General features: G+C 69.4%; 22 protein-coding genes. 19 read left to right on the top strand and 3 right to left on the bottom strand.

Translation table 11 applies throughout. The features are described from left to right. Positions 1-85: 85 nt before the first annotated feature. The 8 genes from JHE00_RS26580 to JHE00_RS26545 all read left to right on the top strand — a co-directional run bounded on the left by JHE00_RS26580 (position 86) and on the right by JHE00_RS26545 (position 9,786). Positions 86-1,117, top strand: coding sequence for a proline racemase family protein (locus JHE00_RS26580; RefSeq protein ID WP_200323103.1), 1,032 nt, complete (start codon positions 86-88; stop codon positions 1,115-1,117). Positions 1,118-1,145: 28 nt separating this feature from the next. Beyond that, positions 1,146-3,125, top strand: a complete 1,980-nt coding sequence (locus JHE00_RS26575) for an FAD/NAD(P)-binding protein (protein ID WP_307832123.1) — start codon at positions 1,146-1,148, stop codon at positions 3,123-3,125. Positions 3,126-3,142: 17 nt separating this feature from the next. Beyond that, entirely contained in the window at positions 3,143-4,066 is a 924-nt protein-coding gene (locus tag JHE00_RS26570) for a transporter substrate-binding domain-containing protein (protein WP_200323101.1), read from the top strand. A 139-nt stretch (positions 4,067-4,205) separates the two neighbouring features. After that, positions 4,206-5,264: a proline racemase family protein gene (locus JHE00_RS26565; RefSeq protein WP_200323099.1), complete on the top strand. Its 1,059-nt coding sequence runs from the start codon at positions 4,206-4,208 to the stop codon at positions 5,262-5,264. Between the two features lie 65 nt (positions 5,265-5,329). Then, a complete protein-coding gene (locus JHE00_RS26560) occupies positions 5,330-6,796 on the top strand; it encodes an aldehyde dehydrogenase (protein WP_307832122.1) in 1,467 nt (488 codons plus the stop codon). Between the two features lie 79 nt (positions 6,797-6,875). Then, complete coding sequence (locus JHE00_RS26555) at positions 6,876-7,766, top strand: dihydrodipicolinate synthase family protein (RefSeq protein ID WP_200323097.1); 891 nt, start codon at positions 6,876-6,878, stop codon at positions 7,764-7,766. A 54-nt stretch (positions 7,767-7,820) separates the two neighbouring features. Further along, a complete protein-coding gene (locus JHE00_RS26550) occupies positions 7,821-8,714 on the top strand; it encodes a dihydrodipicolinate synthase family protein (protein WP_200323095.1) in 894 nt (297 codons plus the stop codon). Positions 8,715-8,892: 178 nt separating this feature from the next. Next, complete coding sequence (locus JHE00_RS26545; RefSeq protein WP_200323093.1) at positions 8,893-9,786, top strand: dihydrodipicolinate synthase family protein; 894 nt, start codon at positions 8,893-8,895, stop codon at positions 9,784-9,786. A gap of 10 nt (positions 9,787-9,796) precedes the next feature. Here the strand turns inward: JHE00_RS26545 and JHE00_RS26540 are convergent, their stop codons facing one another. Further along, positions 9,797-11,203, bottom strand: a complete 1,407-nt coding sequence (locus JHE00_RS26540; RefSeq protein ID WP_200323092.1) for a mannitol dehydrogenase family protein — start codon at positions 11,201-11,203, stop codon at positions 9,797-9,799. A gap of 142 nt (positions 11,204-11,345) precedes the next feature. Here JHE00_RS26540 and JHE00_RS26535 point away from each other — a divergent pair, with 142 nt between their 5' ends. The 8 genes from JHE00_RS26535 to JHE00_RS26500 all read left to right on the top strand — a co-directional run bounded on the left by JHE00_RS26535 (position 11,346) and on the right by JHE00_RS26500 (position 18,650). Next, entirely contained in the window at positions 11,346-12,266 is a 921-nt protein-coding gene (locus JHE00_RS26535; RefSeq protein ID WP_200323090.1) for a DUF6772 family protein, read from the top strand. Continuing rightward, the gene (locus tag JHE00_RS26530) at positions 12,263-12,595 is read left to right on the top strand and encodes a hypothetical protein (RefSeq protein ID WP_200323088.1); all 333 of its coding nucleotides are present in this window, start codon (positions 12,263-12,265) and stop codon (positions 12,593-12,595) included. The genes JHE00_RS26535 and JHE00_RS26530 overlap by 4 nt, the downstream gene beginning before the upstream one ends. Positions 12,596-12,602: 7 nt before the next feature. Beyond that, a complete protein-coding gene (locus JHE00_RS26525; protein WP_200323086.1) occupies positions 12,603-13,925 on the top strand; it encodes an MFS transporter in 1,323 nt (440 codons plus the stop codon). A gap of 7 nt (positions 13,926-13,932) precedes the next feature. Continuing rightward, a complete protein-coding gene (locus JHE00_RS26520; RefSeq protein WP_200323084.1) occupies positions 13,933-15,012 on the top strand; it encodes a LacI family DNA-binding transcriptional regulator in 1,080 nt (359 codons plus the stop codon). A 27-nt stretch (positions 15,013-15,039) separates the two neighbouring features. After that, a complete protein-coding gene (locus tag JHE00_RS26515; RefSeq protein ID WP_200323082.1) occupies positions 15,040-15,333 on the top strand; it encodes an immunity 53 family protein in 294 nt (97 codons plus the stop codon). A gap of 9 nt (positions 15,334-15,342) precedes the next feature. Continuing rightward, on the top strand, positions 15,343-15,513 hold the full coding sequence (locus JHE00_RS26510; RefSeq protein WP_200323080.1) for a hypothetical protein: 171 nt from the start codon (positions 15,343-15,345) through the stop codon (positions 15,511-15,513). Positions 15,514-15,638: 125 nt separating this feature from the next. Then, positions 15,639-16,175 (top strand): pyridoxamine 5'-phosphate oxidase family protein, encoded by a 537-nt coding sequence (locus tag JHE00_RS26505; protein WP_200323078.1) that lies wholly within the window; start codon positions 15,639-15,641, stop codon positions 16,173-16,175. Between the two features lie 3 nt (positions 16,176-16,178). Next, positions 16,179-18,650, top strand: coding sequence for an excinuclease ABC subunit UvrA (locus JHE00_RS26500; protein WP_307832121.1), 2,472 nt, complete (start codon positions 16,179-16,181; stop codon positions 18,648-18,650). A gap of 10 nt (positions 18,651-18,660) precedes the next feature. Here the strand turns inward: JHE00_RS26500 and JHE00_RS26495 are convergent, their stop codons facing one another. Continuing rightward, positions 18,661-19,554: a TIGR03619 family F420-dependent LLM class oxidoreductase gene (locus JHE00_RS26495; protein WP_200323076.1), complete on the bottom strand. Its 894-nt coding sequence runs from the start codon at positions 19,552-19,554 to the stop codon at positions 18,661-18,663. Positions 19,555-19,770: 216 nt separating this feature from the next. Between JHE00_RS26495 and JHE00_RS26490 the strand changes: the two genes are divergently transcribed. Beyond that, positions 19,771-20,703: a nucleoside hydrolase gene (locus JHE00_RS26490; protein WP_200323074.1), complete on the top strand. Its 933-nt coding sequence runs from the start codon at positions 19,771-19,773 to the stop codon at positions 20,701-20,703. Here the strand turns inward: JHE00_RS26490 and JHE00_RS26485 are convergent. Next, positions 20,696-21,724, bottom strand: coding sequence for a LacI family DNA-binding transcriptional regulator (locus tag JHE00_RS26485; RefSeq protein ID WP_200323072.1), 1,029 nt, complete (start codon positions 21,722-21,724; stop codon positions 20,696-20,698). The two genes, JHE00_RS26490 and JHE00_RS26485, sit on opposite strands and share 8 nt — an antisense overlap. 75 nt (positions 21,725-21,799) lie before the next feature. On the opposite strand from JHE00_RS26485, the gene JHE00_RS26480 reads away from it, so the two are divergent. Both JHE00_RS26480 and JHE00_RS26475 read left to right on the top strand, forming a co-directional pair. Beyond that, positions 21,800-23,236 (top strand): MFS transporter, encoded by a 1,437-nt coding sequence (locus tag JHE00_RS26480; protein ID WP_200323353.1) that lies wholly within the window; start codon positions 21,800-21,802, stop codon positions 23,234-23,236. Continuing rightward, the gene (locus tag JHE00_RS26475; protein ID WP_200323070.1) at positions 23,233-24,177 is read left to right on the top strand and encodes a ribokinase; all 945 of its coding nucleotides are present in this window, start codon (positions 23,233-23,235) and stop codon (positions 24,175-24,177) included. Before JHE00_RS26480 ends, JHE00_RS26475 begins: the two co-directional genes overlap by 4 nt. Positions 24,178-24,183: the final 6 nt, after the last annotated feature.

Genomic DNA, 24,183 nt, shown 5'->3' with positions numbered 1-24,183 from the left:
GTTCGCATGGCTCTGGAGGCTTGCGTGGGTCTAGGTAATGTGTAACATTCTACCGATCACGAGCCTCGAGGAAGGTCTTCTACCAGTGCGATCTGCTCGAATGTTCACCGTGGTCGACAGCCACAGCGCGGGAGCGGCGGCGCGAGTGGTCACGTCGGGGGCGCCGTTGGTCGGCGGGACGACGATCATGGAGAAGCGGCTCCGTCTCATGCGTGATCACGACGATGTGCGCAAGCTGCTGATGTACGAACCGCGGGGCAACGCGCAGATGAGCGGCAGTATCTTGCTGGCTCCGTGCGACCCCCGGGCGGATTTCGGGATCGTGTTCATCGAGACCGGCGGCTGGTTGACCATGTGCGGTGCGGGCACGATCGGTGCGGCGACGGTGGTGGTGGAGTGCGGGATGGTGCCGGTGGTGGAGCCGGTCACCACGGTCACCTTCGACACCCCGGCCGGGTTGGTCGTGGCGCGGGTGGACGTCTCGGACGGCGTGGTGCAGGGCGTGACGATCGAGAACGTGCCGTCCTTTCTGTATGCCACCGATCAGCTGATCGACGTTCCCGGGTTCGGCACGCTGAGTGTGGACATCGCCTACGGCGGCAACTTCTACGTCATCGCCTCCGCTGAGGACCTCGGCCTGTCGGTGATCCCTGAACACGCGGGCGAACTCGCCCGTGCGGGGCGTCTCATCCGGGACGCGGCCGACGCGGCCATCCCCGTGCGCCATCCGGAGCGAGGTGAGCCGGAGCGAATTCCCGACGCGCTGATCACCGACGAGCGATCGGGTAGCGAGGGGGCGCACCGGGTTCTGGTGTTTTTCGGGGAGTCGGGGATCGACCGTTCACCGGGCGGGACCGGCACCTCCGCACGCATGGCCCAACGCTACGGACGCGGACACCAACAACTCGGCGACACCTACATCCAAGAATCCATCATCGGCACCCAATTCCACGGCCACCTCACCCACACCACCCAACTCGGCACCACCACCGCCGTCATCCCCACCATCCGAGGCCGAGCCCACATCACCGCCCACACCACCTTCCACCTCGACCCCCACGACCCCTACCCCCACGGCTTCGGCGTCGGCTACGCCACCGACGCACACCGCCACTAACACCCACACGCCCGGCCTCGGTCATTGCATGCCAGTCAGGAGAACCATGGTGCGATCTCTTCGCTGCGCCGACGGCGTGACGGAAGCGAACGCAGACGACAGTTCCTCCGCTCACCGGGAGACCGGGGACCTCGTCATCGCCCTTGTCGGCGGAGGGCCCCGATGTCTCGGTGTTCTCGACAGTCTGTGTGCCAACGTCGCCGAGCTCCCGATGGGCCGGCGGCAGATCACTGTGCACGTGTTCGATCCCTATCCGGTCGGGGGAGGCCGGGTGTGGCGGCGCGACCAGCCTTCGTTGCTGTGGATGAACGTTCCCGCCTCCGGGGTGACGGTGTTCGCCGACGAGACGTGCGTGCTCGGCGGGCGGCTCCGCACGGGGCCCACGCTCGCCGAGTGGATCGCCGAGCATCGCGCGGAACTGCTCGAGGATCCCGATCTCGCCGAGGAGGCGGCCTCGGCCACGGGCGACACGTTCGTCTCCCGCGGCCTGCAGAGTGAGTACCTGAGGTGGGCGTTCGAGCACATCGTCGGCACCGCGCCCGACCGCGTCACGATCGTCGTCCACCAGGACACCGTGGTGGACGTCGCCGACGTCGAGGGCACGGTCGCACAGTGCGTCCGGACGGCAGCGGGCCGGACCCTCATCGCCGACAGGGTGGTGCTCGCACAAGGTCATCTCGACGACGAGCTCGGGTCGCGCGAGAGGGCCCTCCGCGAGTTCGCCGCCGAGCACGATCTCGTTTACGTGCCCCCGGCCTACACCGCCGACTGCGACGCCGATCTGGTGCCCGCGGGTGAGAACGTGATCGTGAGCGGGCTCGGCCTGGCCTTCATCGACTGGATGGTGCTGCTCGGTGAGAGCCGCGGCGGCCGCTTCGTCGACGACGGTGGTTCACTGCGGTATCTGCCGTCGGGCAAGGAGCCCGTGGTCCACGTGGGTTCCCGTCGCGGCGTTCCGTACCACCCCAAGATCACGCATCCGCTGCTCGCCCCGCGTCCGCCGCTGCCGCACTTCTTCGACGTCGCGGCGGTGCTCGAACGGCATCCGGACCCGCGGGCCGCGGACTTCGCGACCGAGCTGTGGCCGTTGGCGTGCAAGGAGATTCTGTATGCTCACTGCCACGAGCTCTTCCACGGCCATCCCGAGTTGGTCACCATGGAGTGGGCCGATTTCCTCGACAGGCTGACCGTTCTCGACTACGGCAGTGCCGCCCTGGCCGAGTTGCTCCGCGAGGCCATTCCCGCGCAGCGGGACCGCTTCGACCTGGCGGCGATCGACGCGCCACTCGCCGGTGCGGCGGACACCGGAGCGGCTGGAGTTCACCGGCTCGTCGCCGACTTCGTCCGAGCGCACCTCGCGCGGATCGACGATCCTCGGTGCAGCGTGGATTCCGCCGTGGCCCTGGCTTTCTTCTCCGTGTACGACGTGTTCGGCCGTATGGTGCGCTCGCGTCAGCTGGCGGAGACATCCATCGTGCGCGACATCGACGGCTGGCTGCACGGCCTGTTCAGCCATGTCACCAGCGGGCCGCCACCGGAACGGCTCGCGCAGCTGGTCGCGATGGCCGACGCCGGCGTGGTGGTGTTCCTCGGCAGCGGGTTGCGGGTCACGCCCGATCCGTACACCGGACTGTTCAGGGCGTCGAGCGACGCGTCGGACCGCGACATCACCGCGCGGTGCCTGATCGACGCACGACTGCCACCCGCCGACATCGGCAGAACGGTCGACCCGCTGCTGCGCTCGCTCGCGGCGCGCGGAGCCGTGAGCGACCGGATCGGCGAGGTCAACAGCGGGCGGATCGTCGTCGACGACAGCGGGCGGCTGATCGGGTCCGACGGCCGGGCGCATCCCGCGCGATGGGCGGTCGGACCGTGGGTCGTCGGCGCTGGTTGGGCGCACGCCTTTCCTCGGCCTCAGCAGAACGCCGGCTTCTTCCGGCAGAACGACGCGCTGGCGCGCGAGATGTTGCGGCCCGGCAATTCCGGTCAGTACCAGCACTGGCAATGAATCGAGGAGTACCTGTGATGACACGCAAACACCGGCTGCGGAGCATGCTGGTGGTCGCCATTTCGGTCCTGACCGTCACCGTGGGCTGTTCGAGCGGCGGTGACGACGCCGGTGGATCCGGGCCTGCTCAACCCGACGTGCAGCCCGACCCCGAGGTCGAGAATCTCGTACCGCCAGCCGTCCGCGAACGCGGGGTGCTCCGGGTGGCGATGATGAACAACTACAAGCCTTACTCGTACAACGAGAACGGCGAGCACGTCGGGATGATTCCGGAGATGGCGACGGCGGTCGCCCAGGTGATGGGCCTCGAGGCCGAGAACACGGCCGTGGATTTTTCGTCCATCCTGACCGGTCTGCAAGCCCAGCGCTACGACATCGGGATGGGGGAGTACTTCGTCCGCGAAGATCGCCTGCAGGCCGCGGATTTCGTCACCGAGTGGAGCAACCACAACTCGTTCATCGTCGACGCCGCCGGCGACTATCAGCCGGAGACCATCGCCGATGTCTGCGGCCGCCGGATCGCGATCCTGTCGGGATCGTCCGGTGTGCCGTCGATGGAGACCGGTGTGTCCAGGTGCGCGGAGAACGGGAAAGAGGCGCCCGAGGTGCGGACGTTCTCGGTGATGAACGACGCGGTGCTGGCGCTGACCAGTGGCCGGGTGGACGCCGTGCTCACCGGCCGGGAAGTCGGAGTCTCCCTCGAGGAGGACGGTGCTCCGGTCAAGACGGTCGGCAAGGTGGGTGGTGGCCCCACCGCCACGGCGGTGGGCAGGCAGTCCGGCAACGACGGTCTGCCGGAGGCGATCGCGGCCGCGTACCGGGCCCTGATCGACAACGGTGTCTACGAATCCATCCACACCAAGTGGAAGACGGACTACGGGATGATCACCGACCCGACGGTGTATCGGCTCGGCGATACCCCGCCCACCTACGAGGACTGACCACGGAGCCACGTTCGGAGGCTTCCCCGAACAGGCTTGGGATAGTAGTATTTTACGTGTTACCCACTACTGGAGCTCTGGAGGACTGCTGCGATGTGCCTGCTGACCTCTGCTAGGCGGTCGTTCGCGGAGCGGTTCGATGCGTAGTCCCGGTCTTCCGGCGCTGGAAGCGGAATGGTCGGCGGGCCGACAGGCCGCGCCACTCGGCGTCGTCGACACCCATACCGCCGGAAACCCCACGCGCGTCGTCGTCGAGGGACTCCAGCTGCCGCCGAGCGCCCGCGAGGTCCCCGATGCCAGGCGGTGGCTGCGGGACTCGGCGGACTGGGTGCGGCGGCTCCTGGTGCACGAACCCCGCGGCGGCGGACTCACGTGCGCGGTGGTGCCGCTGGCGAGCACCGCCGCCGATCACGACCTCGGCGCGGTCATCCTCGAGCCCGGTTCCTACCCGCCCATGTGCGGGCACTGCATGATCGGGCTGGCCGCGGTCGTCGACGAGTTCGATCTCGTGCCGGGACACGTCGGAGCCGACGGCCGTCGCGAGGTCACGATCAGAACGCCTGCCGGGCTGGTACGCGCCGGAATCCTCCGCACTCCCGGCGCGCCCAGCACCGTCGAGCTGACCAACGTCGCCTCCTGGTTCGTGCACAGCTGGAACCAGGTTCTGGGCGGCAAGCGGGTCCGGGTCGACCTGAGTTACGGCGGCGACTACTACGCCACCGTGGACGCCGGCGAGCTCGGACTCTCGCTGCGACGCGAGTCCGCTCTGGACATCGTCGGTCTCGCACGGGAGCTGGCCGCGAGCCTGACCGAGCACCCGCGGCGGGACCCGCTCACCGGAGAGCTGATGGACGTCTACCAGGTGATGTTCTACGAGCGCCTCGACGACGGGGAGACACCGTCGTGCCGGGTGGTGGTCGTCGCTCCTCCCGGCGAGATCGATCGTTCGCCGTGCGGCACGGGCTCGAGTGCTCTGCTGGCACTGCGCCTCGCGCGCGGTGAGATCGGAGGCGGAGACGAGCTGGCCACCCGCAGCATCATCGACAGCCGCTTCACGGTGAGGGCGGCGGAGGTGAACGACACCGGCGCCCGGCCGACGGTAACCCCGGTGCTCACCGGCAGCGCCCACGTGACCGGCTTCTCTCGGCTCGTCGCCGATCCGCTCGACGTACTGGCCCACGGATTCGAACCCATCTGATGATGTCCCACCGATCCATCAGGGCCATGCCGGCCCACCGCACCGACGATTCAGGCAGGAGCACTGTGTCCGACCCGAAATTCATCACCCAGCCCTTTGTCGACGGCAAGGTGGTGCCCGCGCAGGCCGGGGAGACGTTCGACTCGGTCAACCCGGCCACCGGCAAGGTCATCGCCGCGGTCGCGGCCTGCGGTGAATCCGATGTGGACTTCGCCGTCGCGTCCGCCCGCGCCGCCTTCGACCGCGGAGTCTGGAGCCGCGCCGATCCGGCCGAGCGCAAGGCCGTTCTGCTGCGGTTCGCCGACCTGCTCGACGAGCACATCGACGAGCTGGCCGAGCTGGACTCGATCGACGCCGGAAAACCGATCACCGACTGCCGGACCCTCGATGTCCCGGACGCGATCGGCACCATCCGGTGGTACGCCGAGAGCATCGACAAGGTGTTCGGCAGCGTCTCGCCCACCGGGCCGGGCAACCTGGGGCTGATCACCCGCGAACCCGTCGGCGTGGTCGCCGGGGTGCTGCCGTGGAACTTCCCGATGGCCACGCTGTCGTGGAAGATCGGCCCCGCGCTGGCGGCGGGCAACTCCGTGGTCATCAAGCCCGCCGAACTGTCGCCGTTCTCCACGCTGCGCACCGCGGAGCTCGCGGTGGAGGCAGGGCTGCCCGCCGGTGTCCTCAACGTCGTGCCGGGTCTGGGACACGTCACGGGCAAGGCGCTCGGTCTGCATCCGGACGTCGACGTCGTGACCTTCACCGGGTCGACGGAGGTGGGCAGGCACTTCCTGCGGTACTCGGCCGACAGCAACCTCAAGAAGGTCGTGCTGGAGTGCGGCGGCAAGAGCCCGCAACTGGTGCTCGCCGACCAGCGGGACCGGATCGGCGCGATCGCCGAGGAACTGGCCGACGCCGCGTTCTGGAACATGGGCGAGAACTGCACCTGCGGCTCGCGCATCCTCGTCCACCGCAGCCTGCGGGACGACCTGGTGGCCGGACTGGTCGCCCAGTTGCCGTCGTGGCCCGTCGGAGACCCGCAGCACCCGGACACCAAGGTCGGTGCGCTGATCGAGGAAGCCCACCTGCGCAAGGTGCTGGGCTACATCGACGCGGGGGTGTCGGAGGGAGCCAGCGTCGCGGCAGGCGGGAACCAGGTCCGGCAGGAGTCCGGCGGCTGGTTCGTGGAACCCACGATCTTCACCGACGTCACGCCCGAGATGTCGATCGCACGCGAGGAGATCTTCGGCCCGGTGTTGTCGGTGATCGCCTTCGACACCGAGGAGGAGGCGATCCGCATCGCCAACGACTCGCCCTACGGTCTTGCGGCGTCGGTGTTCACCGACGACCTCAACGCCGCGCATCGCGTCGCGCGTGCACTGCGGGCAGGCACGGTCTCCGTCAACTGCTACAGCGAGGGCGACATCACCACCCCGTTCGGCGGCTACAAGATGTCCGGCTTCGGTGGCTACGACAAGGGTCTGGAGGCCTTTGACCAGTACACCGCCGTGAAGACCACCTGGTTCGCGTTGCGCTGACCGGCGTCCTCGACGAGTGCGGCGCCGCACCGTCCGCACCAGTAGCACGTTACCGATCACTCAAGACAGGGAGCACATCATGGCTGTGTGGCATGGAATCGTGGTGGCCGCGGCGCTGCCGCTCAAGGACGACCTCTCGGTCGACCTCGACAAGGTGCAGGAGCACGTCGCCTGGCTGGCCGAGAACGGCTGCGACGGCGTCAGCCCCAACGGCTCACTCGGCGAGTACCAGGTGCTCACCGCGCAGGAACGCGCCGACATCGTGCGTGCCGCGGTGGAGGCGGCCCCGGACGGGTTCTCCGTCATTCCCGGCACCGGAGCCTACGGCGCCGACGAGTCGCGCCGATGGGCCGACCAGGCGCTGGAAGCCGGCGCCGACGGTCTGCTCTCGCTGCCGCCGACGGCCTACCGGGCCAACGCGGACGAGGTGGTGGCGCACTATCGCGAGCTGTCTAAGGTGGGCCTGCCGGTGGTCGCCTACAACAATCCCTTCGACACCAACGTCGATCTGAGCCCGGACCTGATCGCCCGCATCGCCGAGTTCGACAACATCGTCGCTGTCAAGGAGTTCTCCGGTGACGTGCGCCGGGCTCACCAGATCCGCAACCTGGCTCCGCAGATCGACGTCCTCGCCGGTGCCGACGACGTTCTGCTGGAACTGGTCCTCGTCGGCGCCGTGGGCTGGATCGGCGGTTTCTCGAATGCGTTCCCGCGCGAGTGCCGCCGGCTCTACGACCTCGCCGTCGCCGGAGACCTCGAACAGGCGGTGCCCCTGTACCGCCAGGTCCACGACGCGTTCGCCTGGGACTCGCGACACACGTTCATCCAGGCCATCAAGCTCGCGATGGACATGGCCGGGCGGCACGGCGGCCCGGTGCGGCTGCCCCGGCTGCCGCTGGACCCGGACTCGGAAACGCGCGCCCGCAAGGACTTCGAGCAGGCGTTCGCGGCGTTGGCCACCGCGGGCTGACGCCGCGAGGCACCGGGCAGATCCCACCCGAACATCCAGAGAGGACCACAGGACATGAGCATCCACGGCGCCTTCGCCGCGATCGTCACCCCCTTCACCTCCGACGGCTCCGCGGTCGCCGAGAAGCCGCTGCGGGATCTGGTCGACCGCATCATCGGTGCGGGAGTCGACGGGATCATCGCCTGCGGCGGCACCGGTGAGTTCGTCGCGCTGACCCCCGAGGAACGGCAGCAGGTCGTGGCCGTCACCGTCGACCAGGCGGCAGGCCGGGTGCCGGTGCTCGCCCAGACCGGCGGGCTCTCGACGGCCGAGGCTCTGCGCCACGGTGAGCACGCCGGAGCGGTCGGTGCGGCGGGGCTGATGGTGACGCCACCGTTCTTCGACGCGCTGTCGCGCACCGAGGCCGAGGAGTACTTCGGCGCTGTCGCCACGTCCACCGAGTTGCCGGTCATGCTCTACAACTATCCCCACGGCACGGGCCTGGCGATGGACACCGACCTGATCGTCGGCCTGGCCCGCGCGCACGACAACATCCGCTATGTCAAGGACTCCAGCGGGGACGCGCTGCTGCTGAGCGCACTGGTCAGCGAGCACGCCGACGATGTCGGCACGTTCTGTGGCGAGGATGTTCTGGCCGGTACGGCGCTCAGCATCGGGGCACTGGGTCTGGTGACCGGCAGCTTCAGCTTCATGATGCCGGTGTACGCGCAGATGGTCAGGGCCGCGCGTGCGGGTGACGACGCCACCGTCGCCCGGCTCACGCGGGAGACGCTGCCCCTGGTCGTGTGCCTCGCCTCGAATCCCTACACCAGCGCGGTCAAGACCGCGTGCGAGCTGCTCGGGCACGACGTGGGGCCGGTTCGCGCGCCCCACCCCACGATCAGTGCCGAGGGACGCAAGGCACTCGAGCAGCACATCGCCGCTCTGGACCCGGCGTACTTCGCCTGACGCGGGTTCTGACGAGAGTCACCGAGCAGCCGGGTGGGTCATCAGGTGCCCACCCGGCTGCTCGCTGCGCCCCGACTCACAAACGGCTGGAAAGTTCGTCCCAGGACATTTACTGTCGGCGACCGGGAGAAGCCGCGCGACGTGCTCGCGTTCGCCGCCGTCCGTTGAGGAGGAACACGTGTCGTTCACCGGGCTCAGCGCCTTCCCTCTCACCCCGCAGCACGGCGGCGAGATCGACGAACTGGCTGTCACCGCACTGGTCCGGCGTCTCGTCGCGGCCGGAGTGGACAGCATCACGGTGCTGGGCTCCACCGGCTCGTACGCCTACCTCGACCGGGCGGAGCGGCGCCGCGTCATCGAGCTCGCGCTCCGGCACGCGGACGGAGTTCCCGTCCTGGCCGGGGTCGGTGCGCTGGCCACGCGCGACGTCCTGCACCTGACCGAGGACGCCCAGCGGGCGGGAGTGTCCGGCGTCCTGCTGGCGCCCGTGTCGTACCAGCCACTGACGCACGACGACGTCGCAGGCCTCTACGGCGACGTCACCGCGAACCTCTCGGTGCCGCTGGTGGTCTACGACAACCCCGGCACCACGCATTTCGCCTTCACCGACGAGCTCTACGCCCGGGTGGCCGCGCTGCCGCACGTCGCCTCGATCAAGATCCCCGGCGTGCCGGCCGATCCCGCCGAGGCCGCCGCGCGGATCCGGTCGCTGCGCTCGATCCTGCCCGGTCACGTCACCATCGGCGTCAGCGGTGACCCCGTCGCCGCGACGGGCCTCGTCGCGGGCTGCGACGCGTGGTACTCGGTGCTCGGCGGCACGCTGCCCGAACCCGCGCTCCGGATCACCCGCGCCGCCCAGGCCGGTGACACGTCCGGTGCCGTCGAGGCCTCCGGCCACCTGCGGCCGCTGTGGGACCTGTTCGCCCGGCACGGAAGCTTCCGGGTGATCGCGGGCGTCGCGGAGGAACTCGGCCTGGCGACGCGCCCGTGCCTGCCCCGGCCGCTGCTCGGCCTGCCCGATGCGGACCGCGCCGAGGTGCGCCGCGTGATCGAGCGGCTCGAGCTGCGCTGAGCGGTCACGATCAGACGTGGCTGTACTCCTGGTGTGCGTGGCGGAAGTCGACCGTGAAGCGCGGGTCGTCGATCAGGTTGTCGAACCAGTCGCTGTTCGCGAGGAAACCGGCCGGGTCGGCGTCGGTGCCTCGCAACGCGGCTTCGAGGCGTTCGGCCTGCCGGTCGTTGAGCGTCCTGCCCGCGTGCAGGTCCCGGCCGGAGCGGACCGCCCACGCGGCGAGCACGCTCGCCGACGCCGGTGCGGGCTCACCTGCCTGCGACAGCTGTGTCGCGACGGGCACGAGGAACTTCGGCAGGCGGTCGCTGGCGTCGGTGGCGAGCCGGGTGAGGGTGTCGCGGATGTTCGGATTCGCGAACCGCTCCAGTAGCTGGTCCATGTACTGCGTGAGGTCGATGCCCGGCACGGGATGCAGCGTGTGAGCCGCTTCGCCGACCATGTAGCGCCGGACGAGGCCGACGATCTCCGCGTCCGCCATGGCCTCGTGCACATAGGTGTGGCCGCGCAGGATCCCGGCGTGCGCGATGGCCTGGTGGCTGCCGTTGAGCAGGCGGATCTTCATGAGCTCGTACGGTGCGACATCCTCGACCAGCTGCACGCCCGCGTCCTCCCACGGCGGCCTGCCGAGGGTGAAGTCGTCCTCGAGGACCCACTGGGTGAACGGTTCGCAGACGACGGGCCAGGCGTCGTCGATGCCGAAGTCGTCGCGCACCAGCGCGCGTTCGGCGTCGGTGGTCACCGGGGTGATGCGGTCGACCATGCTGTCCGGAAAGGACACCGAGGCGTCGATCCAATCGGCGAACTCGTCGTCGTAGGCCAGGCGCGCGAACGCGACCAGTGCGCGGCGGATGACGCCGCCGTTGCCGGGGACGTTGTCGCACGAGACCACGGTGAACGGCGCGAGTCCCTTGCCGCGGCGCAGGTGCAGCCCCTCGGCGAGGATCCCGAAGACGGTCCGCGGATGCTGAGCCCCCACGTCCGCCAGGATGTCCGGGTTGGACGTGTCGAACTCGCCGGTGACGTCGGAGGTGTTGTAGCCGCCTTCGGTGATGGTCAGCGAGACGATGCGGATCTCCGGTGACACCAGGTGTTCCCGCACGCGCTCCGGCTCGGCCGGCGCGTGGACGAAGTCGATGATCGACGAGATCCGGGTCGCTGTCCTGCGGCCGTCGCCGCCGAGTTCCACGAGCGTGTAGGTGAAGTCCTGTGCGTGCAGGATCTCGCCCAGCTGCGCGTCGCGGGGGAGCAGCCCGACCCCGATGATCCCCCAGTCGCTCGCCTGGCCCTGGCGGAGCAGCCGGTCGAGGTAGGCCGCCTGATGGGACCGATGGAAGTTCCCGACCCCGAAATGCAGGATCCCCGGGCTCACGTCTGCGCGGTCGTATGTCGGCGTGTGCACGCCGCCATTGTTCGTCATCGCTGCTCCTCGCCGTCACGCGCCATCGGTGGCGCTGTGGGTGACCGGTCGGCTACGCCGCCCGTCCGGGCTTGACGGACCGGCGTCGCTGTGGTCATGATAAATCGATTGTTCAGGCAAGAGTTACCCGTCGAGAAGAGATATGACAAGCACCGGTTTCTTCGATCCACTCCCACGTGTCCTGGTCGCCGACGACTTCGACAGGGGGATGAGCGGGTGGCTCGACCTGCGTCCGAACTTCGTCGCCCCCGGGTTCCGCGAGCACTCCGACGACATCGATCTGATCCACTGGGGTCCGACGATGCTGAGCTCGGCGACCTTCGCGTTCGGCGGCACACACGGGTCCGCGCAGGGCACCTATTCGCTCAAGATCTCCAGCCGGGCCGCCGCGGCGCCCCCGGACGAGCCACCCGCCCCGGGGTCGATGGGATTGTCGATCAAGCGACTTGCCGTGCCCGCTGGGACCAGGCGCGTGCGGGTCGAGGCGCTGATCGCGTACAAGGCCGAGCAGGACCGGCCCGGTCTCGGGGTCGACGACGTGCGGGCGTTCGGGCTCTTCGTCGACCTGCAGGACGAGGTGCACCGCTACATGCCCGGCGTGCGGTACGTGAACGCCGTGGCCGGACAGCCCGTGCGGCGCTGGCAGTTCTACAGCCCGACCGACGTCACCGACGAGCAGTGGAGCTACGGTGCGGACGGCTGGCACAAGGCCGGGATCGATCCACAGTGGTTCGGAGCCCGTCGCGCAGACGGCTCCACCGTCGCCACCACCTGGTTCCCCGACGGCGCGCAGCACCTGATCTACAACGAGTCCGACGACAAGCTCAACTGGATGCCGCTCTCGCTCACCGTGAACCTCGAGACCCGGTCCTATGAGGAGTTCCGGGTCGGCACGCGACGGTTCAGTTTTCCCGACGGGGCGCACCCGACGCTGGCGCCGGCCTACAACGACATCGAGGGACTGCTGAACCCGGTGTTCTTCGTCGAGGCGGACACCGACCGTCGCGTCTCGCTGTTCGTCGACTCCGTCGTCATCTCGGCGGAGACGGGAGAGCGCTCGTGAAGACCTTCTACACCTCCGTCGTCGAGTTGCGACAGCGCTTCGACACCGCCGTCGAGACGCACCCGTACGAATGCGGCTGGGCCGACGAGGCCATCTTCTTCGTCGAGACCCACGACCTCACGCCCGGCACGCGACTCGCGCTCCGCGTGCAGGTGAGTCCGGACGGCATCCGCTGGCTGGACGAGGGAACCGAGCTGGAGCTCACCGACACGGGCTTCGTCCGCGTCGCACATTTCGGCGGCTTCCTGCGCATGGTCGGCACCGCCGTCGACACCGAGGCACGGCCGGTGCCGGTCACCGTCTCCGTCCGCCTCGCCTTGAAGGGATGAGCGAACAATGACGTTTCGAATCAACAAGGCGACAGTCGGCGCGACCGTCGGCACGGCGCTGGAGTGGTACGACTTCTCCCTCTACGCGACCGCGAGCGCCGTGGTCTTCCCCATGGTCTTCTTCCCGTCGGGTGACCCGTTCCTGGCGACGCTGGCCTCGTTCGCCGCGTTCGCGGTGGGGTTCTTCGCCCGGCCGGTCGGCGGTGTGATCATCGGCATTCTCGGCGACCGCTACGGACGCCGCCAGATGCTGTTCCTCACCCTGGTCCTGATGGGGATCTCCTCGGCGCTCATCGGGTTCATCCCCGACTTCACCACGATCGGCATCGCCGCACCCGTGCTGCTGATCGTCCTGCGGATCCTGCAGGGTGTCGGCGCGGGCGGTGAGTACGCGGGCGCGACACTGCTGGCGGCCGAGCACTCCCAGGCCTCCTCGCGTGGGCTGAACGCCGCGCTGCCCGGTGCGGGAAACGCCGCGGGAGCGCTGCTGGCGACGGGCGTGCTGACGCTGCTGAACACGACGCTGCCCGAGGAGGACTTCCTGTCCTGGGGCTGGCGGGTGGCGTTCATCGCCAGCATCCTCGTGTGCGTCGCGGGCATCGTGATCCGCCTGCGCGTTCCGGAGAGCCCGGAGTTCGAGGGATCCAAGGCGAAGCGCGACGTTCCGCGCGTGGCGCTGTCGGAGCTGTTCCGGTCCGCGGGCCGCAAGGTCCCGCTCGCGATGCTCGCCAGCATCGGCCCCAACGTGGCCAGCTACCTGCCCTCGGTGTACGCCCTGACCTACCTCTCGTCGGTGGTCGGCGCCCCCGCGTGGATCGGGCTCACCGGAATCATCATCGGCAACCTCCTCAAGCTGGTCACCATCCCGATCGCGGGCTGGCTCTCCGACCGGCACGGGCGGCGGCCGGTGTTCCTCGCCGGAGCCATCGGCGCGGCCGTGCTCATCTATCCGTTCTTCTTCCTGCTCAACACCGGAACCCCGATCCTGATCTGGATCGCCTTCGTGCTCGTGTTCACGTTGTGCAACGACGCGATGCTCGCCGCCCAGTCGGGTTTCATGTCGGAGCTGTTCGACGTGCGGTACCGCTACACCGGCGTGACGTTCAGCCGCGAGATCACCGGCGCGCTCGTCGGTGGCACGCTGCCCTTCGTCGCGGCCGCGTTGACGGAGGCAGCGGGAGGTGCCTACTGGCTGGTGGCGCTCTACTGCCTCGTGCTCATGGCGCTGGCGGCGGTCGGCATGTTCCTGCTGCCGGAGACGCGGGCACTCGTGGCACCGCGGGCCGCCGCCCAGTCCGGCGGCACCCGGGACGAGGTCGACCAGGCATAGTTGGGGAATGCAGGGACGGAGCAAGGAACAACCCCACCGGCCGCGGCGGCAGCGCGGCGGCGTCCGGCTCGCGGACGTCGCCGCCGCCGCGCAGGTCTCCGCCCCGCTGGCGTCCCGCGTCCTCAACGCCGACCCGAACGTCCGCGCCACCCCCGAGACCAAGGCCCGCGTGCTCGAAGCGGCCGAGCAACTCGGCTACGTGCCCAACATCGCCGCGAAGACCCTGCGCCAGCAGCGGACGGGCCTGCTCGGCCTGGTCGTCCACAACCTGTCCAGCCCGATTTATCTGGACCTGCTGCAGGGTGCGCGCACCGAGGCCGCCGCCAACAACTACTTCCTGGTGCTCGGCGACGTCGACGAACTGCTCACCGACGACGAGGCGTACCGGATCTTCATCAACGGCAAGCGGGTCGACGGGCTGATCGTCCAGGGCGGACACGGTGAGTTCGATCAGCGCATCGCCGAGATCGCCCGCGCACTGCCGACCGTGATCGTGAACGCGCCGCCGAAGTCGACGGACACGGTGGCCCCGCTCGTGGCCCCGGACGAGGTCGCCGCGACGAGGATGCTCACCGAGCACCTCCTCGCGCTCGGGCACGCGAGGATCGGGCTCATCTCCGGGCCGCACGACTCGCCCACGAACCTGCTCAGGGAACAGGGCGTGCGCGACGCGCTCGCCGAGGCAGGACACACGCTGCGCGACGAGGACACCGCCCATCTCACGTGGTCGGCCGAGGCGGGCCGTGCGGGCCTGCGGACACTGGCCGGGCGATGGGAGAACACGCGCGACCGGCCCACCGCCCTCATCGGAGGGAACTCGCTCATCGGCATCGGCATGCTCCGGGCCGCCGCGGAACTCGACATCGCCGTGCCCGGTGACCTCTCGATCGCCGCCGTGCACGACACCTGGATCAGCGAGCACCTGGTGCCGTCGCTGACCACCGTCAGCCTGCCGCTGCGGGAAATGGGCGAGACGGCCGTCCGCCTCCTGCTCACGGACACGCCCCGGACGCAGCGAACGATCATCTCCGACCCGCCGCCGCGACTCCATGCGAGGGCGTCGACCGCGATCGCCCGGGAACACTGACCCGCGCTCACGAATTGATAGGCGCCCATGGCCGATGATCCGTTCGAGTTTCTGCGGGCGTGGTATCACGATCACTGCGACGAGGACTGGGAGCACCAACAAGGCGTGCGGATAGGGACTCTCGACAACCCCGGGTGGTCCGTTCGAGTCGATCTCGCCGAGACGTGTCTGGACGGGCGTCGGCTGGACCGCGTCACGGTGGACCGCAGCGATCAGGACTGGGTCCACTGGTGGTCTGATGGCCTGCGGTTCCAGGTCGCCTGCGGGCCCCGGAACTTGCGGGAGGCGTTGGTGAAGTTCGCCGAGTTCGCGGTGCCATGAGACATGGTCGTGCTTGACGTAACGCACGCGTTCGCGTTCGGCGTCGCGATCGTGACCGACCGGGGTGCGGACCTGGACTACCCCGAGTTCGCACCAGACGAGGTTCCGGTCGCCTTCGTTCGAGAGATCGAGCCCGGGAACGTCGATGTGATCCTCCGACGGCTGGCTCCTGACAGCTGACGGGCGCTTTCACAAGATCGAGGCAACCTTGACGGAAGTTGTCAGGGTTCGCGTCCACGATGGGTCTGTGGTCGCACGTCGAACTCGTGCGGACCGAGACCTATGGACGGACGAAGGGTGCCTCGATGCGCGAAACACCGGAAGACCTCACCGAGTTGCAGGCACTCCTGGACGCGTCCCTTCCCGGTTCGACCCCGCATCTGCGTTCCATCATCAACGCCGAGAGCACGGTGTCGGCGGAGCGGCTCGCCGGAGTGCTCACGGGCATGCGCACGCTGGCGGTGTCCACCGTGACGGCGAAGGGTGAGCCGCGGATCAGCGCCGTCGACGGGCACTTCCTGCACGGGAAGTGGCATTTCGGTACGGCGCGCGGCGCCGCCAAGGCCCGCCATCTGACCGCGCGTCCCGCCGTCAGCGCCGCGTACCTGGTCGGTGAGGACCTGGGGGTGTTCACGCACGGCACGGCGGAGGTGCTGAACCCGCAGGGCACCGAGCCCGCCGCGGACTGGCCGTACCTTCTCGCCTACTTCAAGGACTTCTACGGCGAGAACGCCTTCGACTGGGACAACGACATCGTCTACTTCCGGGTGCGCCCGCACTGGATGGCCGTCTACGCACCCGACCTCACCAAGCTCACGCCGAGCGACGACTCGGCGGAGTGACGCGTGTCGATCTCGATCCGGGACATCGCGAGCACCGAGTCCATCGACGTCGTGGGGGCTCGCACCAACAACCTGCGCGACGTGTCGGTCGGCATTCCCAAGGGACGGCTGGTGGCCTTCACCGGGGTGAGCGGCAGCGGCAAGACCTCGCTGGCGATCGACACCCTGCACAACGAGGCCCAACTGCGGTACCTGGAAGGGCTGTCGCCGTTCGTGCGGCAGTACATCACCCAGCGAAACCGGCCGAAGGTCGACCGCATCCTCGGCCTCGGGGCCACGCTCGCCGTCGACCAGCGCCGCCTCAACCGCAACCCCCGGTCCACGGTCGCGACGATGACGGGCATCGACGGGCACCTGGGGTTGTTGTACTCACGGCTTCCGGCCGGCGGCGGCGAGCACCTGACGACGGCTCACTTCGACCGCAACTCCAGCGAGGGCTCCTGCGCGGACTGCCACGGAGTGGGCGGGCGCTGGCAGGCGCAGGAAGACCTGATCATCACCCACCCCGAGCTTCCGCTCTTCGACGGTGCCTCGCCCTGGTACGCCAAGTGGCGCTCGGGTGAGCACGCGTTCGTCCCCGCGCTCGCCGCGAAGCGCGACGTGGACCTGGCCAGGCCCTGGCAGTCGCTGCCCGAGGAGTTCCGCCACAGCGTGCTGTACGGCACGGGGGAGGAGAGCATCGAGGCGAGCGTCGAGGTCCCGAACAGGCACGAGACCGCACGCATGACCTACACCTCCAGCCAGCCGCTGCGTGGCGCGCTCGCCGAGGTGGAGCGCGTGTTCCTCAACGCGCAGACCGCCAGCGCGAAACAGCGCTACCTGCCCTACCTGCGCAAGCAGCCCTGCGGCACCTGCGGCGGTAGCGGCTACGACGGGGCGGCGCGATCCGTGCGGTTGGGCGGGCTGACCTATCCCGAGTTGCTCGAGGTGTCGGTCCGGCAGGTCCGGGACTGGACCGGGCGGGTCGCGGATGGTCTGGACGAGCGCCACCTCGAGGTGGGCGCGCCGCTGTTGCAGGACCTCGGCCGCAGGCTCGGCATTCTCGATCGGCTCGGACTGGCCCATCTCCAGCTGTCCCGGAGCGCGGCGACGCTGTCCGGTGGTGAACTGCAGCGCACCCGGCTCGCCGCGCAGCTCAGCACCGAGCTCAGCGGAATCACCTTCGTCCTGGACGAGCCCGGAGCCGGGCTGCACCCGGCCGACAAGGCGCAGCTGCTCGACATCGCACTGGAGCTGCGCGCCGCGGGGAACACGGTGCTGCTGGTGGAGCACGATCCCGAGCTGATCGCCCACGCCGACTGGGTGATCGACATGGGACCCGGCGCGGGCCGCCTCGGTGGTGAGGTCCTGGTGTCGGGCCCGCCCGCCGACGTGATCGCCCACCCGGACTCGCTGACCGGGCGGCATCTGGCAGGGGCGGGCCCGCGCGTGCGCCGCGCCCGCCGCCCGGTCGGCGACGACGCCGGCTGGATCCAGCTGCACGGCGTGAGTGCGCACAACCTGACGGCCGAGCTGGTGCGGCTGCCCGTCGGTCGGCTGACGTGTCTGACGGGCGTGAGCGGCAGCGGCAAGAGCGCACTGCTCGGCGCTCTCGGGGCGAGTGCGCGGGCGGCGTTGACCGGGACGGCGAGCGACACGGTGCGCAAGGTGACCGGGCTCGAACAGCACGGGTGGGTCGCGATCGTCGACCAGGAACCACTCGGGCGAACGCCCCGGTCCAATCCGGCCACCTACAGCAAGGCTTTCGACCACGTCCGCACGTTGTTCGCCGACACCGAGTCGGCGCGCGAACTCGGACTCACCGCGTCCTGGTTCAGTTTCAACACCGCGGACGGCGGCCGCTGCGAGACGTGCACCGGCTACGGCCGCACGCTCGTCGACATGCATTTCCTGCCGGACGTGTGGGTGGTCTGCGAGGCGTGCGAGGGCCGGCGCTACCGGGCCGAGGCACTGCGGATCACGTACCAGGGTCTGGCGATCGACCAGGTGCTGGAGCTGACCGTCGCCGAGGCCGCGGAACGGCTCCGCGAGCCCCGGCAGCTCGCGGAGACCCTCGAAGCCCTGCGCCAGGTCGGGCTCGGCTACCTCCAGCTCGGCCAGAGCGCCACCGAACTGTCCGGTGGGGAGGCACAGCGACTGAAGCTGGCCGCCGCCATCCAGCGTGGCGCCACCGGCCGCAAGGCCGGGCTCGTCGTGCTCGACGAACCCGTCTCCGGCCTGCACCCGTCGGACGTGCAACGGGTGGTGGACGCGCTCGATGTCCTGCTCGACTCCGGCAACACCGTGGTGGTGGCCGAACACGACGTTCCCGTCGCCGCGTCCGCGGACTGGGTGATCGACCTGGGGCCGGGAGCCGGACCGGACGGGGGCACGGTCGTCGCGGAGGGAACACCCGAGGCCGTCGCGAACGCCGACACTCCGACCTCGGGTTTCCTGCGCAGGCACGCCGCGGGCCTGCGCCTCCTGGGGGACTGAGCGGCGCGGATCAGCCCTTGGCGATCAACTCCAGCAGGGTTCCGGTGAGGTCGATGTGCTCGTTCACGCTGCTGGTCAGGTAGGTGAGATCCACGAAGAGATGGTCCGGCTCGAGCACCGAGGAGACCTTGGCGACCGACTCGGCGATCGCGTCCACCGTGGTTCCCGGGTCGACGTTCACCCGCAGCGCGACGCCGAGCGCCTCGGGGTCCCGGCCCGCGTTCTCGGCGGCCGCCCGGAGTTTGGCCACGGCGCCGGTGACGACGTCGGCGGGGAACTGTTCGGGCACCGACCAGACGGGCAGCCAGCCGTCGGCTCGCTCGGCGACCCGCCGCTGTGCCCGCTCACCGAACGCGGCCAGGTACACCGGAGGCTTGCGCACCGGCTTGAGCCCGACGTGGGACTCCGGGACCGTGTAGCCGATGCCCTCGTGCGACACCTTGTCCTGGGTCCACCAGGCGTCCAGCAGGTCGAGCGTGTCGTCGAGCCGTTTGCCGCGCTCCGCCATCGGGACGCCGACGGCGCCGTACTCCTCGGGCGACCAGCCGATGCCGAGCCCGGCCAGCAGCCGCCCGTTGCTGGCGACGTCGATGCTGGTCAGCTGCCGCGCGAGGTTGGTGGGCTGGTACTGGGGAGCGTTGATCGTGCTGGACCCGAGGGTCACGGTCTCGGTCACCGCCGCGGCGACGGCCAGTACGACGAACGGGTCCTGGGCGACGGCGAACTCGTCGGGCATGGTCTCGTAGCCCGGGTAGGACACGGTCGGGGCGACCGGGGAGAGCAGGCGATCGCCGACCCAGAGGCTCGCCGCCCCCGCCTGCTCTGCGGCGCGCGCGTACCGCGCGACCGCGCCGGGCTCGGCGGCCGCTGAGCCGAACACCGGAAGACTGAAACCAACACGCATGGATGTAACCCCCGTGATGTGAACGGACCGCACCGGTCCTGCTACCACAAGTACCGGATTTTGTTGAGAGCGCAAGTAACTCTGCCAGGCCGGTCACATGGCGGTGGCGCCGGTCCATCCGGGGCACCGGCTCTCGGCTCTTGACAAGCTCCGGCACGGGTGTAATCGTTTCCACTCGATAATGCGGAAACGTTTACGCAACTCGTGAGGAGCAGTATGCCCACTCCGGTCATCATCGACTGCGACCCCGGTCATGACGATGTTTTCGCCCTCTGGCTGGCCGCCGGAAACCCGGCGATCGATCTGCTCGGTGTCACGACGGTCGGCGGAAACGGCCGCCTGGAACACACGACGCACAACGCGCGGGTCGCCCTCACCGTGGCCGGTGTCGAGGGTGTGCCGGTGGCGGCCGGCGCCGACAAGCCGCTGCGGCGTGAACTCACGCCGGCGACCTGGATCCACGGGGACAACGCACTCGGCGGACCCGAGTTGCCGACGCCCACGGTCCCACTCGACGAGCGCGGCGCGATCAAACTGATCGCGGATCTCCTCGAGAGCGCGGCGGAGCCCGTCACCCTGATCCCGACCGGGCCGCTCACCAACATCGCGACGCTGCTGGAACAGCGACCTGGCCTCGGCGCGAAGATCGCCGAGATCATCTGGATGGGCGGCTCGACGGGGCGGGGCAACGTCGGCGCCTATCCCGAGTTCAACGCGTGGGTCGATCCCGAGGCGGCCGACCTGGTCGTCAGGTCCGGCCTGCCGTTGACGATGGTCGGGCTCAACATCTCGCACCAGGCGCTGATCACGTCCGAGGTGATCGAGTCGATCGCCGCGATCGGCAACGAGACCAGTGCGTTCGGCGTCGAACTGCTCCGCTTCTTCTGCGGCACCTACGATGCCGTCGAGAGCATGCCGGAGGGACCGCTGCACGACCCGATCACCGTCGCGATCGCGATCAACCGCGCCGTCGCCACCATCCAGCGCAGCCACATCGACGTCGAGACCACGGGCGAGTTCACGTCGGGAGCCACGGCGGTCGACCTGCACGACATGCTGGGCAAGGAACCGAACGCCGACATCGCGATCACGCTGGACGTCCCGCTGTTCTGGCAGCTGATCCGCGAGGCCGTCGCGGCGCTCAGGTAGCGCTGTGGGACGCCGAACTCGTGACGCGAGCGCCCGTCGAATCGCCGCGGCGCAACGTGGTGGGAAGCCGAACGTGCGCTCCGGCGGCACCGGTGTCGTCGATCTTGCGCAGCAACTCCTCGACGCCCGCTTCCGCGATCGTGGCCATGGGCTGCTGCACCGTCGTCAACGTCGGATTGCAGATGTCGGCGAGGATCGTGCCGTCGAAACCGGTGATCAGCACGTCGCCCGGCACCGACACCCCGTGGCGGGCGAACCCGGCGAGGAGTCCGGTGGCGATGAGGTCGTCACCGGCGATCACCGCGTCCGGCAGGGTGGGGCGGTCCCGCAACCGCTCCGCCGCCGACAGGCCGAACTCGAAGAGATACCGGTCGATGATCGGCTCCTGCGCCGCGAGCCCGAGCTGTTCCACGACCGTCTCGAATGCCCGTCGGCGCTCGCGGCCCACCGAGGTCCGGTCGTCCGCGCCGACGAACACCACGGTGCCTGCTCCCTGCTCCGCGACGTGCCGCAGTGCCTGCCCGATTCCATCGGCGTTGTCGACGCCGACGAAGGCCAGCGCCGAGTCGTCCTCGACCCGGCGGTCGACCTGCACCAGCGGCAGTTGCCGCGCAATCTTCGAAATGGCGGGACGTGATCGATCGAAATACGCCGGGACGGCGAAAATTCCCCGAACCCGTCGACCGGCCAATGCTTCGAGTCGCTCCAGTTCGCGGTCGAGTTCACCGTGCGAGTCCGCGATGAGCAATTTCAGGTTCAGTCTGGAAAGTTGGTCCTCGAACTCGTGGACCAGTGCTGCGTAGAACGGATTGCTGACCATGGGAACAACGATTCCGACAACGCCGTCCGAACCTTCCCTGAGCGCCTTGCCCAGTGCGTTCACCTGATAGCCGAGACGGTCGGCGGTCTCGCGCACCAGGCGCGTCGTCGCCTCCGACACTCGCCCCTTGCCTCCGAGTGCTCGCGACGCCGTCGCGATCGAGACTCCCGCGGCGTCTGCGACATCCCGAAGTGAAACCACCGCTACCTCACCGTCGAATCCAATGACAAGCAATTGATTCTATCACGAAACTGATTCCGACAGAAAGTGCCGGCAATGATGCCAGTGAACAGAACCCGGACCGAACCGTCGGTCACAATCCTGATGGTGGCGCTGCTTTCCGCGTGTCTGGCTTTCCAGCTGAACGCGAGTATGCTCAGTCCGGCGCTCGTGTCGATTGAGCGGCAATTGGACGCCAGCGCGAGTGCCGTGGCGAATACGCAAACCGCGTTCTTCACCACCGCGGCGATGTTCTCGCTCTTCTTGCCCCGCCTGGCCGACATCGCAGGCCGCCGCCGGGTCCTGTGCGGCGCGCTACTGGTGATGGCCGTGGGGTGCGTGGTCGCCGCGCTCGCGCCGAACATCGAGCTGCTCTTCGCCGGCCGCATCCTCCAGGGCGCGTCCGGGCCCGTGATCCCGATCGTGCTGGTGATGCTGCGCGTCGAGGTGGCCGAGCCGAAGAGGTACGGGACGCTCATGGGCGTGGTGACCGCGGTCAACGGCGGGATCGCCGGGTTCGACGCGCTCCTCGGTGGCTACCTCGTGACCAACCACGGGTTCGAGTCCCTCTTCTGGACCATGGCGGCGGTTGCGGTCGCCGCGGCGCTCCTGGTGCGCTTGCTGACCAGCGAATCCTTCGCGCCGGACCGCCGACGGCTGGACATCATCGGAACGGTGCTGCTCGTCGCCGCCGTCGGTGCGGCCCTGATCGCCCTCAACGAGATGGGCAAGCTCGGTGCCGCGAACTGGTGGATCGCGATCGGAACCGCCGTGCTCGCGGCGGTGACCTTCGCGGTGTTCTGGCTCGTCGAACAACGCCTGCCCGCGCCACTGGTGCCGATCTCCCAGCTGCGAGAACGATCGACCTGGGCTCTGGTCACGACGACCGCCCTCACCCTCGGCGGCGTCTTCGCGATGATGAACGGCATTCTTCCTGCGCTCGCGCAGGACGGCGCGCTGGGTGTCCGGCTCAGCGCCGAGGCGGTGTCGGCGCTCGTCCTGACGCCGTACGCTGTCGCGGGGCTGCTGGTCGGGCCGCTCTCCGGGCGGCTCGCCGCGAGCCTCGGCTACCGGAGCATTCTGCGCCTGGGCATCGCGGGCGCGGCGGTGGGAATGCTCGCGCTGGCCATCGGGGCGCCGAGCGCGACCACGGTCTTCCTGTTCGTGATCGCCGTCTGGGTGGGCGTCACCTACGCCGGCATCGCGAACATCATGCTCAACGGGCTCGGCGTCGTCCTCAGTCCGGCGGACCGCCCGGGTTCGCTTCCCGGGCTGAACAACGGGGCGTTCAACATCGGCGCTGGGCTGAGCTTCCTGGTCATCTACACGATCCAGGCGGCGGCGACCCCGTCGCCCTCGGCACCCGCCTCCGGCTACGTCGCCGCGGCGATCGGCAGCGCGGTACTGCTGATCGCCGCCCTGGCGGTCTCGTTCGCGATCCCGCGCCCCGTGACGGCGGAGACGACGGCCGACGACATCAGGAGTGTCCATTGAGTACAGGTCGAATCCTCAGCATCGGGTCGGTGAACCTCGACCATTCCTTCCGCGTGCCCTCGATCGCGAGGCCGGGGGAGACCCTGCTGGCCGAGTCCGTCCACACCGGCGTCGGTGGCAAGTCCTTCAACCAGGCCGCCGCCGCGCGGCTGCTCGGCGGCGACGTCGAGCTCGTCGCGATGCTCGGTGACGACGCCGCGGCGCGGACGGTCGAGCACGACCTTCGCGGCCTCGGGATCGGGTCGGGGCGGATCCTCGTGAGCCGGGACCACCCGACCGGATCGGCGTTCATCAGCGTCGACGCCGACGGCGAGAACGCGATCGTCGTCGCGCAGGGCGCCAACGCGAGGCTGACCGTGACCGGCGAGGTCGACGCCGCGGTCTCGGAGGCCGACGTCGTGCTCATGGCCCTCGAGATCCCGGTCGAGACCGTCGCCGCGTGCGCACGGCGTGCCGCGGCCAACGGCGCGAAGGTGGTGCTCAATCTGTCGCCCTACCAACCGGTGGACGCCGACCTCCTCCGGGACTGCTTCGTGGTGATCGTCAACGACCACGAACTGGCCCGGCTGCTGCCGGACACCGCGACCCCGCACGTCACCGACGACCGCGCGCAGGTCGCGGCCGCGCTGCGGCGCCGCGGAATCGACCGCGCGATCGTGACACTCGGTTCCCGGGGGTCCGTCGTCTTCGAGTCCGGCGAGCACACGCCTGTCCCCGCCGTTCGAGTCCGCGCCGTCGACACGACCGGCAGCGGGGACGCCTTCGCCGGCGCCGTCGGCTACGGCCTCGCGCACGGTCTCGACCTCGTCGCGGCGGCCGCGCTCGCGTCCGAGGTGGGAGCGTGCGCGGCGACCCGGCCCGGAGCACGTCCCTCGTACCCGACCATGGCCGAACTGGAGGCCTGGCGTCGGTCGCGAGGCGACGTCGTGCCGACGCGGTAGGTGCGC

It is taken from the genome of Prauserella cavernicola (assembly GCF_016595675.1).
Taxonomy (GTDB): Bacteria; Actinomycetota; Actinomycetes; order Mycobacteriales; family Pseudonocardiaceae; genus Prauserella_A; species Prauserella_A cavernicola.
The sequence above is the reverse complement of the archived record's forward strand: the minus strand, read 5'-3'. Positions and strand labels throughout refer to the sequence as shown.

Bases quoted from the DNA above. Each gene is read 5' to 3' on its own strand.
- JHE00_RS26575 (WP_307832123.1), top strand. From the start codon at position 1,146: ATGCCAGTCAGGAGAACCATGGTGCGATCTCTTCGCTGCGCCGACGGC.
- JHE00_RS26570 (WP_200323101.1), top strand. From the start codon at position 3,143: ATGACACGCAAACACCGGCTGCGGAGCATGCTGGTGGTCGCCATTTCG.
- JHE00_RS26565 (WP_200323099.1), top strand. From the start codon at position 4,206: ATGCGTAGTCCCGGTCTTCCGGCGCTGGAAGCGGAATGGTCGGCGGGC.
- JHE00_RS26555 (WP_200323097.1), top strand. From the start codon at position 6,876: ATGGCTGTGTGGCATGGAATCGTGGTGGCCGCGGCGCTGCCGCTCAAG.
- JHE00_RS26550 (WP_200323095.1), top strand. From the start codon at position 7,821: ATGAGCATCCACGGCGCCTTCGCCGCGATCGTCACCCCCTTCACCTCC.
- JHE00_RS26540 (WP_200323092.1), bottom strand. From the start codon at position 11,203: ATGACGAACAATGGCGGCGTGCACACGCCGACATACGACCGCGCAGAC.
- JHE00_RS26535 (WP_200323090.1), top strand. From the start codon at position 11,346: ATGACAAGCACCGGTTTCTTCGATCCACTCCCACGTGTCCTGGTCGCC.
- JHE00_RS26525 (WP_200323086.1), top strand. From the start codon at position 12,603: ATGACGTTTCGAATCAACAAGGCGACAGTCGGCGCGACCGTCGGCACG.
- JHE00_RS26520 (WP_200323084.1), top strand. From the start codon at position 13,933: ATGCAGGGACGGAGCAAGGAACAACCCCACCGGCCGCGGCGGCAGCGC.
- JHE00_RS26515 (WP_200323082.1), top strand. From the start codon at position 15,040: ATGGCCGATGATCCGTTCGAGTTTCTGCGGGCGTGGTATCACGATCAC.
- JHE00_RS26505 (WP_200323078.1), top strand. From the start codon at position 15,639: ATGCGCGAAACACCGGAAGACCTCACCGAGTTGCAGGCACTCCTGGAC.
- JHE00_RS26495 (WP_200323076.1), bottom strand. From the start codon at position 19,554: ATGCGTGTTGGTTTCAGTCTTCCGGTGTTCGGCTCAGCGGCCGCCGAG.
- JHE00_RS26490 (WP_200323074.1), top strand. From the start codon at position 19,771: ATGCCCACTCCGGTCATCATCGACTGCGACCCCGGTCATGACGATGTT.
- JHE00_RS26480 (WP_200323353.1), top strand. From the start codon at position 21,800: ATGATGCCAGTGAACAGAACCCGGACCGAACCGTCGGTCACAATCCTG.